Here is a 16,102-nt window from a genome sequence, read left to right as displayed (position 1 = left end):
GCCAAACCTCGCTATGAATCTCTCGGATGCCGCTGATCGAGCTGGTGGCCTGGAGCGGGAAGTTACGGAGGCTGACAGCTGTGATGCTACCGAGAAAAGCCTAGCTTCCCTTCCGATTGACCTGCGTATGGATTTCAACTGGGGTGCCGATGGAGTGGGATATCGCAATAGTGGGCGCGGGAATGGGCGGAGCCGCTTTTGGCTACGTGCTCTCATTGGCAGGCTACCGGGTGGTTTTCCTCGAAAAGGGATACGCAGACAGACAAGACGTTAATGACGATGATCCAGACGAATCCGATCCTGAAATACGATTGGCGCAAGCTCGCTGGCCCGATCGCCTCAGTGCACTCATTGACCATCGGCCGGTAAGGTTCTTCCCACCTCTTGGCTGTGGCAGTGGCGGCTCGACATTGCTCTATGCAGGCACCTTGGAACGATTCTCGCGGTCTAACTTCCTACCTGAATGTCAGCAACGGGGCGCAGGAGGATGGCCGTTCGATTACGATGTGCTTGAGCCCTATTATCGGCGAGTTGAGGAGATGTTCGGCGTCACCGGAACAGCAGATCCGTTCCACGATGGACCTGCTGCTGCGTTGCAGGCGCCCGCACGCTTAGGAGAGCCGGACCGCGACGTCTTCAACCTCTTGATGAGGAACGGGTACAGGCCATACCGTATCCATAATGCGTCCTGTGACCCTCCAAGGCAAGGCATTGTCGGGCAGTTCGGTCGAGTCTCCCCCCTTGGGGCCAAACAAGTTTTCATCGAGCCTGCACTTGCGACTGGAAACGCAAATCTGATCGACCGTTGCACCGTTGTGCGCCTCGAGGCCGGCCAGGAACGCGTTCAAAGCTTGCTCTGCCGACGAAACGATGACGTCCTGACCGTCAAGGCGAAGATATTTGCCTTGGCAGGCGGCGCTTTGTCGACGCCACATCTTCTGTTGCGTTCGGCAAACAACGTCTGGCCTGATGGTCTTGCCAACTCTTCCGGAGTGGTCGGGTGCAACCTCATGTTCCACGTCTCCGATTTCGTAGCGGTATGGCCGCGTGGGAAAGGCGGCCAAGCCCAGCGCTCGATTGCATTACGGGATTTCTATGACGGGCCGGGGGAACAGTTTGGCATCTTGCAGTCCACGGGGATTTCCGTCGGCCCGCGTCATGTTGCGCATTTTCTTAAGCAGAGGCTCGACATGCGATGGTGGCGATTGTTGCGGCCGATAAAGCCCATTTTCCACGCCCTCGCTCTTATCGGGGCTTGGTTGTTAGGCCGCGCTACGATTTTTGCGACGGTCCTCGAAGACTATCCGTCTACCGAGAACCGGGTCAAGGTACTCGCTGACGAGCCTGACACGGTTCACTTTCAATACACGATCGACACCGAACTGCGACAACGTGTCGTGAGATTCCGAGCCTTGTACCGCCGTGCGTTTCGGCATCGTCGAACAGTTCTGCTCACGCGTGATGTAAATTTGAACTTCGGTCATGCATGCGGCACCTGTCGGTTAGGATCGGATCGCTCACTCTCCGTCGTCAACAGCGAACATCGATCGCATGACCTGGAGAACCTCTACATCGTTGATGCCTCGTGCTTCGCATCGAGTGGTGGCGTCAATCCTAGCTTGACCATTGCTGCCATGAGCCTGCGAGCTGGAGAACTCTTGCGTAACCGACTGGATGAAGCGAAACCTCTGCCAGTGGAAGAGGCCAGCGGCCGCGGCTCCATTTAAGCCTGGCCGCGCCTTAAGCCGGAGTTCATCGCTCCCGTACAGGCGATGGTTCAAGAGCTGAAACGGAAGCCTCGATCAGGTTTCTTCAGTCTTCCCGGCAGTCCGGTCTGTTCGAATCCATTCATTGGTTCCATGCCGCGCCAGGAACCGGTAGGACTTTAGACGCTGACAGATCATACCGGGTGTACTGGCCATTCCCGCTGCGAACTTGACACTTTTTCGACCCTGCGTGAGCCAGGCTATGGCGATCGCCGTTGCGAAGGCGATCAGGTTGGTTCCGGCCACTGCAGGTTCCCATGTCACAAAGCCGAGCACTCCCAGAATTACCATGCCCACGGCATAAGTCATCAACGCGGTCGCCCACAGGGCAAGCGGGGGGATCAATGCGTCAAGGACGAGTAAAAACAGTCGCGGCCGGAGATAGGTTCCAAGATGCAAAAGCATCAGGCTCAACGAGGAGATGATCTGCAGGCGACCCTTTTCCCACCGTTGTCTTTGCGAGAGCTCTCCGGTCCGCGAGGCGGGAAACTCGCTGGTGATGATCGCATCGTCACAAAAGAGAGGAGGTGCATCCAACCGCGCGAGCTCGATACCCAGCTTGAGATCCTCAACCAGATGGCCATGAAACAGATCAACCTGTGAAAGGAGCGAGAACGGAAAGGCCATGCCCGAGCCTGTCAGCTGACAGGCAACACCGAGGCGGTGGAGGCCCAGGGGCCGTATGCGGTTCTTGACGAGGAATGAGAATTCCGCGAGACCTTGTTCCTCGGCCCTTTCCGGTGATGCGAGCATCAGATAGCGCCCCTGGACCGGGCGCTCGGTACGATGCGCCTCGCCTGCAAGCAGGTCCAACGCCCCCGGAGCGGCCACGCAATCCGCGTCGATAACGACAAGGATTTCCGGTGGATCCTTTGCGAGGTGTCCAACACCGGCATGCAATGCATATCCCTTGCCCTTGTGAAACTCATCATTCCGAACAAGGACCTCTGCGTTGGCATCGGCCGCAAGTGTCGCCGTTCGGTCGGTGCAATTGTCGGCCACCACGAGAATCCTGTCAGCCTTGCGTAGCTGCGGTTTCAGGCTTTCGATCACCCGGGAGATATTTTCCTCCTCATCATGGGCTGGAATAAGGATTGATATCCGAGGACGCCAGGCGGGCGGTACGGGCCGGCGGCGAGCCGGGAGGCATCCCGTCACGACCTGCGAGACAAGGTAGAGATTGGCGACGGAAATACCGATCGCGACCGCTGACGACATCAGCCCTGCGATAACACCCACCGTTCCCTCCCGCCCGGCGCCCCTTCTCACCGAGCAGCATATGCGAAGCAGCGCAACCGCACATCGTGGTGACGTACCAAGTTAGCAGCAGGCCCGATCATCATTTCGAGCACCCGATAATCCCGCCAGGGACGGAGCTACGTCCTAGTGATGTGTCCCGGTGAATTGCTGTCCTCGCGAAGAAAATTAATACTTATCATAAGGTTAGCGAATGCCGCGCGCTGTTGTCGACAGGGAGCTGCTGGGGTGTCCGATTTCGGGGGGATCTGCAATGGCCGCCATCGACACTGCCTTGTCTTTGAAGGAGCGTCTCGTTGCACGACGATGCTTCTTTCTCGGTGCCCCCTTCGACCTGATGTCGCGCTCTACCGTTTTGCGACTTCTTGAAGACAATCCGCCTGAGCGGAGCTTCCGGTATGTGGTAACGCCGAACGTCGACTACGTAGTGAGAATGAGCCGTGATGCAGAGCTTAGGCGATATGTTGCAGGCGCTTGGCTCAGCCTTTGCGACAGCCGGCCGATTCGAACCCTCGCCAGGCTCATGTCCATCAGATTGCCTTTGGTGACCGGTTCCGACCTGACCGCGGATCTCTTCCGTTCCGTTGTCTCAGCCGGAGATGCGGTCACCATCGTTGCCGCAAATGAGGAAGTGGTAGTGCGTATGCGGAGCGCGTATCCGCAGCTAACGTTCCACGCGATCGTCCCGCCATACGGGGTCCGCAGCAATCCTGAGGCGCTGCAGGCCTGTGTCGAGTTCGTTGCTCAGGCGCGATCGCGCTTTGTTTTTCTGGCGATTGGATCACCTCAATCGGACATGATCGCCCACCAACTGTCGTGCCACCCGCATGCCACGGGGCTAGGTTTGAATGTCGGCGCGGGGTTGGAATTCCTGGTCGGCACGAAACGCAGAGCGCCAATATGGATGCAACGGAGCGGTCTCGAATGGGCTCACCGCTTACTCCGAGATCCAAAACGGTTATGGAGACGCTATGTCTTCTCCGTCATTCCGCTTGCCAAACTCTTCTCTCATGAACTCTTGGGGCGGTCGGCAAGACACGGGTGAGGCGCTGGGAGCGTGATGGCGGTGATGACGTGGTCATCACTTAGCCGGATCTCTCCGGTCATCCTGTAAGTGGCAGGAAGCGGAGGGAGCGGCGTTTGAAGAGTCGCCCGGAAGCGGCCTCCCGAAAAGTCGACGTCGATCAGTACAGCATCAAATCCGAAGATGAGGCCAGTTACCGGGTGGAGGCATTTGTAGAAAGCCTCCTTCGCGCTGAATATTGTGGTAAGAGCATCGCGTGATTGCACAGAAGAGAAGCTCGAAAGCCACGCTCGCTCCTCCGGAAGGCAGACCATGTCAGCGAGATCAGGCGAGACCGCTCCGCGCGCCTCAATGTCCATACCGATCGAATTCAGTGCTTCATTGCGTTGCCCAACGGCTGCGCCGCAAAGCCTGCGACAATGACTGATCGACCCTACGATCCCGTGTGGCCAAACGGGCGCGCGGTATTCGTCCGACGGTATGGCGCCGGCAGCTCGTCCGAGCAGCGTAAGGCCGCGTCTGGCGCAGGCTCGGCCGACGGAGAATTCGCGCTGTCGGACCTTCGAAGAGCCGCTGATGTAGGCCCTCTCCACTTCGTATAAGGGAGTTGCGGGCTCTTGGTAATCGCTAAAGCAAGCGATCACCCTATGCGGCGGGAGTAAACCCTTTTCAAACCAGAACATCGGCGCGCGTGCGAGGATTACGTTGTTGAAGGGCTCGCCTCCGAAGGGCGGCGCGGTCGGCCGCTTTTGACAATTGCCGGCTGCTTGGATCATCACCAGATAGATGCGCGGCGAGGCCAGCAACAGTCGGGAATCGGAACAGGTCCGTGATTGTGATGCCCGGCGCTACCGTTGACCTTAGATCCCGATGCAGTTGCACTGCCAAGAGGGAATGACCACCAAGCGCAAAGAAGTTATCGTGGCGCGAGACCTGTTGGCGGCCGAGAGTTTGTGCAAAGGCAAGGCTGATTGCCTCCTCCAGCGCCCCGTCGGGAGGTAGATACGGCAGTCCGGCCGATGCGGCAGCTTTGCTCGGCGAAGGCAGACGGTTGCGATCAACCTTGGCATTGGGGGTGAGCGGGAAGGACTCCAGAAACATGAAGTCTGTCGGAATCATTGCATCAGGGAGTCCTGCTCGGAGATGGTCGACAAGCTGCATCTCAGTGAGGTTGGCGATGTCGCCTCTTACATAGGCGATGAGCCTGGTGTCTCCGTTCTCACTCTTTTGAGCAGTCACAACGGCCTCCGAGACGCCCGACAAGGTGGCAAGCCGGCTTTCAATCTCGCCAAGTTCAATGCGGTAGCCGCGGATCTTTACCTGATGGTCGTTGCGGCCGACAAAGTGTAGCGAGCCATTCTCGTCAAAGCGCGCTAGGTCGCCAGTGCGATACAAGCGTCCTGTCGAGTAGGGATCTTTGACAAACCTTTCGTCGTTCAGCTGCTTGCGATGGAGATAGCCGCGCGTCACGCCTTGGCCGCCTATGAACAGCTCTCCGACACTCCCCGGCGGAACCGGCTGCATGAAGCGGTCAAGAACATAGACCTGGGTATTCGCGATGGGTCGACCTATCGTGACGATGCCCGAAAAGGAGTTTGCTAGGGCTGAGGTCGACCAGATCGTCGTTTCGGTGGGCCCATACATGTTTTGTATCGATGCTGCAGTAAGCTGCTGCAATTCGCGAACCAGACTTCCGTGCAGTGCCTCACCGCCGATCAGGATGTGCCGAATGGCACCGAGAGCCGCCCTGTCTTCGCTCGACATCATGAAACTGCGCATCATGGAAGGGGTGGCCTGCAAATGGGTGACCTGATGCCGAAGGATCTCCTTCGCGAACTCGTCCTCATGAGACGGTGCGCCGGCGGACTTGCAGAGGTGAACGACATTCGCGAGCGGCTTCAGGCCGTCGAGCGCAATCATCTCTGGCAAGCCCCAATCGATGAGGCAGCCAATTTCATCCACGCCGGCTGCACGAACCTCTTCCAGTCTGGCCAATGCGTCCGGCACAGTCCCGAATAATCCGCTATCCTCAAAGTAGCGCAGGAACGCGAAGTCAAGGATGGCGTCGAGTTCGTCTTCAGAGAGAGCGCGCAGGTCGATATCGGCCGGCTGAGCGAGACCTTGTGGCTTCTTGAACGCGGGGAAGTCCCAGGCGTATTGCTTGATCAGGGCCGCCGCACTTTTCAGGTATTCCTTCAGCGGAACTCTGGCTCGTTCGCGGACGGCCTCGCGATCGGCGCCGATAAGCGTATGAAGCATGAGCGTGACCTTGTAGTCCCCCGGGTCCCTGCCGAGCTTGAGAAGCTCTTGCCGATAAAGGGAGATCTTTTCAGCAAGCTCCGCGATCGACTGTCCCAAAAGATGAGTTAGGACGTGAGCACCCATTCGGGCAGCTTCGCGATAGCTTTCGGGATTTCCGGCCGTGGTCAACCAGACCGGTAGCTCCTTGCTAATGGGGCGAGGTTGAGTTGTCACGCCGATCTCCCGCTCGCCGAGCGGAAACGTCACTTCTTCCCCGCGCCAAAGCCGCCTAACGGTGTCGATGGAAGTGATCAGGTTGGTTTTGTTGAGGGGCGGTGTATTCTCAGGGCGCAGCACGAAATCCTCCGGCATCCAGCCGGAGGCGAAGGCAAGTCCGATCCGGCCATTGCTCAGGTTGTCGACCACCGCCCATTCCTCCGCGACCCGGATTGGATGGTGGAGGGGCAGAACGCAACTGCCGGCGCGGATCGAGAGGTTTCGGGTGACAGCGGCGACGGCCGCACCCGTCACGGCCGGATTTGGAAACGGCCCTCCAAAGGCATGGAAATGACGTTCTGGTGTCCAGATAGAATCGAAGCCGTGCGTGTCGGCGAACCGGGCGCCCTCCAGAAGCAAATGATATTTCTCGGTACCAACCGATGCGTCGTTCCCCCAGTAGAACAACCCGAAGGAGAGGCCGGCCAAGGCCGGACTCTGTCGTGCTCGGGCTTTAGCAACGATGACCTCGGGCGAATGAATGACGACCTTGAAGCCACGCGACAGCGTCCAGAAGAGTTCCAGGACCGAGATATCGAACGACAAACTGGTGACGGCGAGCCAGACGTTTTGGCGGTCTTCGTAAACCGGCACCCTATCGTCCATGCCGGAGAAGAAGTTCACCACATTGCGATGCTCGACCATGACACCTTTTGGAAGGCCCGTGGAGCCGGACGTATAGATCACATAGGCTAGGTCGTCAGAATCGACGTGTGGAAGTCCTACGGCGTCCAGCGATGGAGCGTCATAGTGATCGATGTATAGGATCTCAGCTCGGGTAGTGGCCGGAATTGCCCTCTGGCCGTGCTCCGCGAGAATGAGCCGTGTCTGGCTATCATCGATCATGAAATGCACGCGATCCGGCGGGAAATCGGGGTCAAGTGGAAGATAAGCTGCGCCCGCCTTCCAGACCGCAAGCACGGCCACGACCATATTGACCGAACGCGGCAGGAAAAGGCCCACGATGTCGCCAACACGGACACCTCTTGCCAGCAGGGCCTGCGCAAGCTCTCCTGCCCGTTCGTTCAGTTCCCGGTAGGTCAGGGATGTCCGACCACAACAAACGGCGTCGGCATCGGGAGTACGCTGGACCTGATTTTCGATCAGCTGGTGGGCGCACACTGAGGTCTCCACCACCTTCTGGCTATCATTCCAGTGGTAGAGGATACGATCCTGCTCCTCCGGAGAAATCATAGGCAGATGCGCCAAAGAAGTGTCGAGCTGGAGGAACGCGGCCGAAAAGACGGCCAGACGCTCAATCAGAGCGTCAACCTGGTGTTCGTCTACCCGGGACGCGTCGAAGACGATGAAACAGGCGGGACCACAGATCTCAAATAGAACCGCGCATCCCGACGCTGTTGCCGAGGCCGCACTTTGTTCACGATCGATGATTGCACAGGTAAGGGACGTGCTGTCAGACTTCCTAAACCTTGCCGAGAGGTCGCTCAGATAGGTGGGTATTTTTGCGAGACACCGCAGCTGCGCCTCGACATCCCCGACGGCCTCTTGGGGCCTCGTCGTCGGGGACCATTCGAACCGCAGTGGCACCCACTCGGAGAAGTAGCCAGGATATTTGGTGCCAAGATCCGATATCGTTCGGCTAGAATAGGCGACATCGAAGCATGACTGCTGCGAGCGCCGGGCTAGGTACGAGCAGATGACTGCAATCTGTTGGCTGTGCTGCATTCGAGAAAGGTAAGGCAGCGGACGGCGTCTCCAATCCTGCCCCTCTTCTTGTTGAGCCCCCCGCACAAAGTCCAGTTCGACATCGGTCAGATCTTCGAGGCGGCGGCGAAACTCCGGCTCGTACTGGGCCACCTTGGCGACCGCCGCCGTCAATTCATCCGCGTTGATGTCCTCGCCAGAGATAACATCGCCTGGAAGGATGGAGGCAGTGGTCTTCCGAGGAAGGCTGGGAGCTGGGCTCAAGGTCATCTGCAGGCATTTATCTTGTGCCGCCACGGTCACCTGATCACCTTCGACCGACAGGACAAGGCCAGGCTTGGAGGCGGCGCTAGAGCCCAACACTGCGCACGTCTTCACGTAGTAGATGGTGCCTGCGTGGCGGACCTTCGGAAGCACAAGAGGGTTAGGGTAGGTCTCGCCGAAGTTAAGACCACGCACAAGTTGATCCAGCTCGGTCGCCGATCTGTTGAAGTCCAGCGTCCCCGCGGCCTTTGGCCGGTCTTGCCTCCGATAGACTGACCCGCGTAATGACCGCTGCTCCCACGGCGTGCAGCGATCAGCCTCGATCGCATCGAGCAACTCTTCGAACGAAGTAAGGCCGAGTTCGAAACACTTGCTGTTCAGGGTAAAGGCCGTTTCATCGGGTTCAATGCCGAAGCTTTCTTGCAGATAGATTGGGCCGGCATCCACTTCGCTGGTCATGGCATGCCAACTGATACCGTGATGCTCCCGGCCTTCGATGATTGCCCAGGCGGGTGCGTTGAGCCCTATCTGGTCGGGAAGGAGCGCATCATGGAAGTTCACTGCGCCGGCAAGTGGGGTTTCCAGAATGGTCGAGGACAGCTTCTGCAGGTTTGCAATGCTGAACAACCATTCAAAGCTCAGACCGGTAATCTCTCCCTCAAGCCTGTCTGGCTTACAGGTGCGGACCTCTCGTTGTTCCGCCCACGCCAGAATATGCGGGTTGCCGGTGGCAACGAGGGAAAGTTTGTGGCCCCTCGCCAGATACAGATCTGCGCACTGGGGCAGTAGCAGCCCATCGCCCACGATGACGGATCTCAGTACGGCCATAGCCTTTCCCCCGCTCAAGAACCCCAGTTCGATACAACTGTTGGCAGCGCTAAAGATCAACATGCTCGCACCCCCGCCCTAGGGAGAGGCACGCCTCAAACGAAGGGTCAAAGGCTGTAGACCGTCTCACCAATGGGATGAGCCAGGTGTCGAAAGGGTTAGTTGCTTCGCTGCTGTTGGTGGCGCGAAATGGAAAGGGGAACTTGCGGGAAGGCGACTGTGCCTTCTGTGACGGAGTTGGGGATGCTCGACGCAAAGAGTCAGATGGGTGCCGGCGACATCGCGATCGTGGGGATGGCGTTGCGTGTCCCTGGCGCGGCTAACGTCGATCGATTTTGGGCGAACTTGAGGAACGGTGTCGAAAGCATTCGGGATCTTTCCGGGGACGAACTGCTGGCAAGCGGCGAAGACCCGACGCGCATCCGTCACCCACACTACGTGCCGCGCACTGCGGACCTACCCGATATGGAAATGTTCGATGCGGACTTCTTCGGCCTCAGCCCGAAGGACGCCGCTATCATGGATCCTCAGCACCGCCAGTTTCTCGAATGCGCCTGGGAAGCCTTGGAGAGCGCTGGTAAGGCTCCCTCCGCCATGTCCGAGCCTGTCGGTGTTTTCGCAGGCTGTGGAATGGGCAGCTATTTCTACTTCAATGTGTGCAGCAATCGGCGGCTGGTAGACCAAGTGGGTATGTTCCTCCTGCGTCACACCGGCAACGACAAGGACTTCCTGTCGACCAGAGCCTCGTTCCTGTTCGATCTGAAAGGTCCAAGTGTCAATATTCAAACCGCATGCTCAACCTCGTTGGTCGCCGTTCACTACGCGGTGCAGAGCCTGTTGAGCGGAGAGTGCGACATGGCGCTTGCAGGAGGCGTCACGATAGAGATTCCGCACCGCCGAGGCTACGTCTACAACCCGGGCGAGGTCCTCTCTCCTGACGGCCACTGCAGGCCTTTCGATCATCGTGCCGCTGGCACGGTTTTCGGAAGCGGCGCCGGCGTCGTCGTTCTGCGACGACTGGACGATGCCCTGCGCGACGGGGACATCGTCCATGCCGTCATCAAGGGCACAGCGATCAATAACGATGGTGGCAGCAAGGCGGGTTACCTGGCTCCCAGTGTATCAGGTCAGGCGCAGGCGGTCGTGGAGGCGCAGGCGATTGCGGGTGTCGGGGCCGACACGATCGGCTATGTGGAATGCCATGGGACGGGAACGTATCTTGGGGATCCCATTGAGATCGAAGCCCTCAGCCAAGCCTTCCAACAGGTAACGCAGAAGACGGGTTACTGCTACGTCGGTTCGGTCAAATCCAATATCGGCCACTTGGATACGGCAGCTGGCGTCGTCGGTCTGATCAAGGCGGCCTTGTGCCTGAAGCACCGCGAGATCCCTCCCACGCTTGGCTTCGAAAGGCCTAACCCGGCCATCGACTTTGTCCGCAGCCCGTTCAAGGTTTGCGATCGGTTGGTGGCATGGCAGGCTGGTTCGGGACCGCGACGAGCCAGCGTCAACTCGCTCGGTGTCGGCGGGACCAATGCGCATGTCGTGCTTGAGGAGGCGCCTGTCCGAGGCAGCGCCCTCCCAAGTTATGAGGAGACCGCGCGAAGTTCCCCGCTTCTCCTGCTACTGTCGGCGAAAAATCGGCCAGCGTTGGAGTCGGCCGGTAACCGGCTCAAGGACTGGATAGCGGAAAACCCGGACGCACGACTCAGCGATGTCGCCCATACACTGGTACAGGGCCGTAAACCCTTCAATGAATGGATGGTCGTTGCAGCTGGGAACCTCGCAGCCGCCTTGCCTCGTCTTGCTTCCCCCAATCAGGCGATGTGGCAGTCACGACTAGATCGTCTGGAAGGCGCCGTTTTCATGTTCCCCGGCGGGGGCGCGCAGCATCCGGGGATGGCGGCAACCCTTTATCGTGAGGACAAGCTTTTTGCCAAGGTGATCGACGAAGGGCTCGGCTATCTTCCACATGACGTTTCCGCGCTCATACGAGCGATCTGGTTCGACCAGAATACGCGGGACGCCCGACAGAAGTTCCTGCGACCTTCGCTTCAACTGCCCGCGATCCTCGTTACAGAGATTGCACTAGCGCGACTGTGGCAACGCCATGCGGTTGAGCCGGTGGCACTGATCGGACACTCAATGGGTGAATATGCAGCCGCGTGTGTCGCAGGCGTGCTCTCATTCCAGGATGCGATGAACCTTGTTCACCTTCGGGGGAGGTTGTTTGAACGGGTCGAGCCTAGCGGTATGCTGAGCATTCCATTGGAAGAGGCCACGCTGGTCCCTCGGCTGCCCGAGAAACTAGATCTGGCCTGCGTCAATGCACCTTCGCATTGCGTTGTTTCGGGTCGCAATGACGATCTCGAGGCGTTCAGAGCCACGCTTGCGGGGGAGGGCGTCGAGGCGAGCCGACTGGCGATCGACATTGCTGCCCATTCAAGCCTGCTCGACCCTATCCTCGACGAATTCGAGACATTCCTGGGTTCGCTTCAGCTATCGGCACCAGATATTCCGATCATATCTAACTTGACCGGGGCACCCCTAACCGGGGACCAAGCGGTAGATCCAGTGTATTGGCGAAACCACCTTCGGCGTCCCGTAAGATTTGCCGAAGGGCTCGGCGCCTTGCATGCGCGAGAGGCGCTTGTCTTCGTGGAGGTTGGGCCAGGGCGTGTCCTCTCATCACTGGCGAAATTACAGGGAACTATCCCGGCGAATCAAGTGATCAGCTCCTTGCCTCATGGAGACGAAGAGTGGGATGATCGGGAATATCTCATTTCCGCACTCGGTCGTGCCTATGCCGCTGGTCTTGCAGTAGATCTCGAAGGGCTCGTCGGAGGACAAGATGCAAGACTGCTGTCGCTGCCCACCTATCCGTTTCAACATCGTCGCTACTTCATAGAGCCTGCGGATCGGGAGGACGTCGCAACGACACAGCCCCCACTCCTGAAGATCCAGGACATTTCTCAATGGGGGTATCGTCCCAGTTGGAAGCGCTCGCTTGCTGATCCGGATACGGAATCCGAACCGGCAGAATGGCTTATATTCCTGGATGAGGGCGGCCTCGGTGAAGAACTCGCCCGCAGGCTGCGATCGCAGGGGCATCGAACCGTCACAGTGACGCGCGGCGATGGTATGGGCGAACGGGGTACGGATAGCTACACGCTGTGCTCGGAACTGGGGCGGGCAGGGTATGTCGCCTTGCTGGAGCGTTTGCGGTCGACCGGGCGCCTGCCCCAGAAAATCCTGCACATGTGGCTGGCCGACGCGGAGCCATCAGTCCGAGCGGGGTCCAGCCTCCTCCATGAGAATGAAGAGCTTGGTTTCGGCAGCATGGTCGGGCTCGGTCAGGCTTGGGCGGACCTGGCGGAGGAGCGACAGGTCTCTATCACCATTGTGGCGCGCCAGGTGTTGCAGGCCGAGGACCACGAACTGGTCAGTCCGGAGCGGTCCCTGATTCTAGGGCCGGCGCTTGTGCTGCCAAAGGAATTGCCAAGCGTAACCGTGAAGTTGCTCGATATCGGCCCACCGACGTCCGCCTTGGTGAGGAAAAGAGCGGCCTGGTACAGCAGACCCTCCAAGAATCCGGCGTTCGTTCCGCTGGGAGAGCTGATTGAGCGGGTCTGGGAGGAGTTGCAGACGGTGCCCCAAAACGAGATGGTCGCACTTCGGGGCGAACGCCGTTTCACCCAAACACACTCGACTTGCCCGCTTCCTCCCCTGGAAGGACAACAGGTTTCGTTGCGCAAGCGTGGTGTCTATCTCATTGCAGGCGGCATGAGCGAGGTGGCCTTGGCGCTGGCGGCCGAGTTGGCGAAACAGTACGAAGCCAGGCTTGTGCTGGTTGCCCGCCAGCATCTGCCTGCCAAGACGGAATGGGGTCTTTTTCAGCAGCGTTTGGCCGATGCACCGGTGCGACGAGCAATGGCGAAAATCAAAGCTCTTGAAGACGCTGGAGCTGAGGTTCTCTACGTCGCTGCGGATGTAACCGACGGCGAGCAGATGGCTGCAGCGGTGGCTGCAGCAATGCGGCGGTTCGGGGAGATCAACGGGGTGCTTCACTGCGCCGGTGCCCTGGATGATGGCTTGGTGCAGATGAGGACGCTTGGCGAACTTCAACAGGTGCTCTCGCCGAAGGTCACGGGATTACGCGTCCTTCATTCCGTTCTTGAAGATGTGAAGTTGGACTTCCTGATACTGTTCTCATCGACGAGTACGGACATACCCAGAGCCGGACAGGTAGCCTATGTTGCAGGCAATGCTTACCTCAATGCCTACGCTCAATCGGCATCGCCAAAGGATGGGCGACGGGTGGTGTCCCTCCACTGGGGCGTATGGAGCGAGGTCGGATTGGCTGCACGAGCCGTCGGCCTTGCAACCTCACCCGTCGTTGAGAACTATCCCAATGAGGTGGGAATCTTCGATCGCTGGATTGCAGACAAGCAGGGCGACCTTTGGTTGGAGGTAGCGCTTTCCGCCCGTCGCCACTGGGTCTTGGATGAGCACCGTCTCCCCGGGGGGGAGGCCGTGCTACCCGGCACCGCCTATGTCGATTTTCTTGCTCAGGCCATCCGGGCCTATGGTCGTGAGGGCAATCCCTGCATCACGAACCTTTCGTTCATACGCCCGTTTGTGCTGGAAGGCGAACAAGAGCGGAGATTCCGTCTTCGTTTGGTTGGTCAGGGTCCTGAGTTTCAGGTGGTTATCGGGTCTGTCGAAGCCAGCACTGATCAAGTGATTATGCATGCAGAGGCATCGGTGAGGCTTGGCAGTGACCTGCGCGGTCCATTGGATCTCGATCAAATCAGGAAATGTTTCGGGACGTCATCGATCTCCGCTGAAGGCGTTGCTCTGACATCCGCGCAAGAAGGGCGGATGCGTTTTGGGGCACGCTGGGCCCTACTGAGATCGAAAATTCTCTCTCGTAGCGAAGGACTTGCGGAACTTTCGCTCGCTGACGACTTCCGGAGTGACCTTTGCACCAGTCCGCTCCACCCGGCATTGCTCGACATCGCCACGGGTTTTTCGCTGGAGTTGCTCGACGAGCAGCAACTCGGCGACAGGCTCTGGGTACCCGCTAGCTATGGACGGATTGAGGTGCAGGGAATGATCCCGGGTTCCATCGTCAGTTGGGTAAGGAAATCCCGCTGCGATGACTTCGGTGACGGTTTCGTCGCGTTCGATGTTACGATCTGCGATCCCCAGGGAAACATCATCGTGGATATCGAGCAGTTCGTTCTGCGTCGGCTGGCCGGCAACCTTTCAGCTCCTTCCAATGGTGCAGGTAGCAACTCTCCACATGCGCCGCCCGTGTCCGATGGCCCTGCACGGACGAGACTCGCGACGCAGGTTGAACTGGGGATCAAGCCGCACGAGGGCTTCGAGGCCCTGCTTCGCGCGTTGGCGCTGCCATATCGCGAAATTGCTGTGAGTTCGATGGAGTTGGAGGCACTGCGGGCGCTCGTCGAAGAACCACGGGCACCGACGCAACCCTCGGAGGAGTTCGAAAGACCGGATCTGGCTTCGGACTATGTAGCGCCCCGCGATGAAGTGGAGTGCCAACTCGTAGGGTTCTGGAAGGAATTGCTCGGACTTGAGCGGGTCGGCGTAAACGACGACTTCTTCCAGCTCGGCGGACATTCGCTCGTCGCCGTGCGTCTGTTTAGGATGATCAGGAGCGAGTATGGGGTAGATTTGCCCATATCGACGCTGTTTGAATGCCCCACGGTCGCGCTATGTGCCGCAAAGATAACCGAACTCACGGGTTCCCGGGCGCAGCTCCCCCTTGCCACTAAGCCCGTTGCCGAGGCCGGCGGGAAGCAGTTCCTGCATCTCGTTCCCATGACATCTGATCAGAAGGACCGGGGAACGCCACTGTTTATCTGCGCGGGCATGTTTGGCAATGTTCTGAATCTGCGCCATCTTGCCCTTCTGCTTGGCCAGGAGCGCCCGGTCTACGGGCTTCAAGCGCGGGGGCTCTATGGCGATCTCCAGCCCCATACAACCTTCGAGGAGATGGCTCGAGACTATCTGGCGGAAGTTCGGACGATCCAACCCGAGGGCCCTTATCTCCTCGCCGGATACTCAGGTGGTGGGCTTGTTGCGCTGGAAATGGCGCGACAACTCGTGGAAGCCGATGAGGCTGTCGAAAGGCTGGTGATGTTCGACACGCCGCTCCCGCGGCAACCTCGATTGTCCTTGACCGACAAGGCTCTCATGAAGGCCCAGGATATCAATCGGTATCGGTCGTCCTTCATAAGCAAGTGGCTTCGCGACCGGCAGAAGACCTCCAGGGACCGAGACGTGCGGGGGGCCGTACTCGCCGGGAAAGCAGTTGTAGAAGGCTTCAACAATGTTGGCATAGAAGTGGCTTTCAGAGCAGCGGCGTCGGCTTATCAGGTCAGCAGCTTCACAGGTGAGGTCACGCTGTTCCGACCAAGACCATCGCCGGTCTACTATTTGCCCGGTGGTCGACAGTTGCAGGAGGGGCGCAACATCATTCTTCCCGACAATGGGTGGTCAGAGTTTCTTCGCAATCTTGATGTCGTAGAGGTCCCTGGGGATCACGACACGATGATGCTCGAACCATTCGTTCGCGTTCTGGCGGAGAAGATCCGTTCTCGATTGCCCCGGGAGGTGCCGAAGCCCGCAACTGTGGCAGCAGGTGAACCGGCCCCGACGCATCTGGACAAGCAATTCTTTGAGGCAGCGCAGTAGCACGACTCGTTCCCTTGTTCGGACTGGTGGCAGTTGTGCTCAAAAAAGGAACGAGCCC

Annotated in this window: 6 protein-coding genes and 3 pseudogenes; 3 read left to right on the top strand and 6 right to left on the bottom strand. The window is 58.8% G+C overall.

What is annotated here, in order from left to right:
- Positions 1-149: 149 nt before the first annotated feature.
- Positions 150-1,727: a GMC oxidoreductase gene (locus FN060_RS18760; protein WP_142589520.1), complete on the top strand. Its 1,578-nt coding sequence runs from the start codon at positions 150-152 to the stop codon at positions 1,725-1,727.
- A gap of 75 nt (positions 1,728-1,802) precedes the next feature.
- Here the strand turns inward: FN060_RS18760 and FN060_RS18755 are convergent, their stop codons facing one another.
- Positions 1,803-3,005 (bottom strand): glycosyltransferase family 2 protein, encoded by a 1,203-nt coding sequence (locus FN060_RS18755; protein ID WP_142589519.1) that lies wholly within the window; start codon positions 3,003-3,005, stop codon positions 1,803-1,805.
- Between the two features lie 271 nt (positions 3,006-3,276).
- Between FN060_RS18755 and FN060_RS18750 the strand changes: the two genes are divergently transcribed.
- Positions 3,277-4,068, top strand: a complete 792-nt coding sequence (locus tag FN060_RS18750) for a WecB/TagA/CpsF family glycosyltransferase (protein WP_142589518.1) — start codon at positions 3,277-3,279, stop codon at positions 4,066-4,068.
- Here the strand turns inward: FN060_RS18750 and FN060_RS23565 are convergent.
- From FN060_RS23565 to FN060_RS23635, 5 genes and pseudogenes are all read right to left on the bottom strand, one after another.
- Positions 4,032-4,730, bottom strand: coding sequence for a 4'-phosphopantetheinyl transferase family protein (locus FN060_RS23565; protein WP_425312195.1), 699 nt, complete (start codon positions 4,728-4,730; stop codon positions 4,032-4,034). The two genes, FN060_RS18750 and FN060_RS23565, sit on opposite strands and share 37 nt — an antisense overlap.
- Positions 4,717-5,148, bottom strand: coding sequence for a phosphopantetheine-binding protein (locus FN060_RS23650; RefSeq protein ID WP_483314345.1), 432 nt, complete (start codon positions 5,146-5,148; stop codon positions 4,717-4,719). Before FN060_RS23650 ends, FN060_RS23565 begins: the two co-directional genes overlap by 14 nt.
- Positions 5,122-6,966 (bottom strand): annotated as a pseudogene (locus FN060_RS23645) (MupA/Atu3671 family FMN-dependent luciferase-like monooxygenase); the annotation flags it as partial. The pseudogene FN060_RS23645 and the gene FN060_RS23650, both read right to left, overlap by 27 nt.
- Before the next feature lie 78 nt (positions 6,967-7,044).
- Positions 7,045-8,499 (bottom strand): annotated as a pseudogene (locus tag FN060_RS23640) (AMP-binding protein); the annotation flags it as partial.
- Between the two features lie 366 nt (positions 8,500-8,865).
- Positions 8,866-9,321, bottom strand: a pseudogene (locus tag FN060_RS23635) (formyltransferase family protein); the annotation flags it as partial.
- A 243-nt stretch (positions 9,322-9,564) separates the two neighbouring features.
- Here FN060_RS23635 and FN060_RS18735 point away from each other — a divergent pair.
- Positions 9,565-16,044, top strand: coding sequence for a type I polyketide synthase (locus FN060_RS18735; protein WP_142589515.1), 6,480 nt, complete (start codon positions 9,565-9,567; stop codon positions 16,042-16,044).
- Positions 16,045-16,102 lie beyond the last annotated feature (58 nt).

Origin of the sequence: Pseudorhizobium halotolerans (genome assembly GCF_902153235.2) — a bacterium.
GTDB lineage: Bacteria > Pseudomonadota > Alphaproteobacteria > Rhizobiales > Rhizobiaceae > Neorhizobium > Neorhizobium flavum.
Note: the sequence above shows the minus strand (reverse complement) of the source record. Positions and strands in the feature narration are given on the sequence as shown.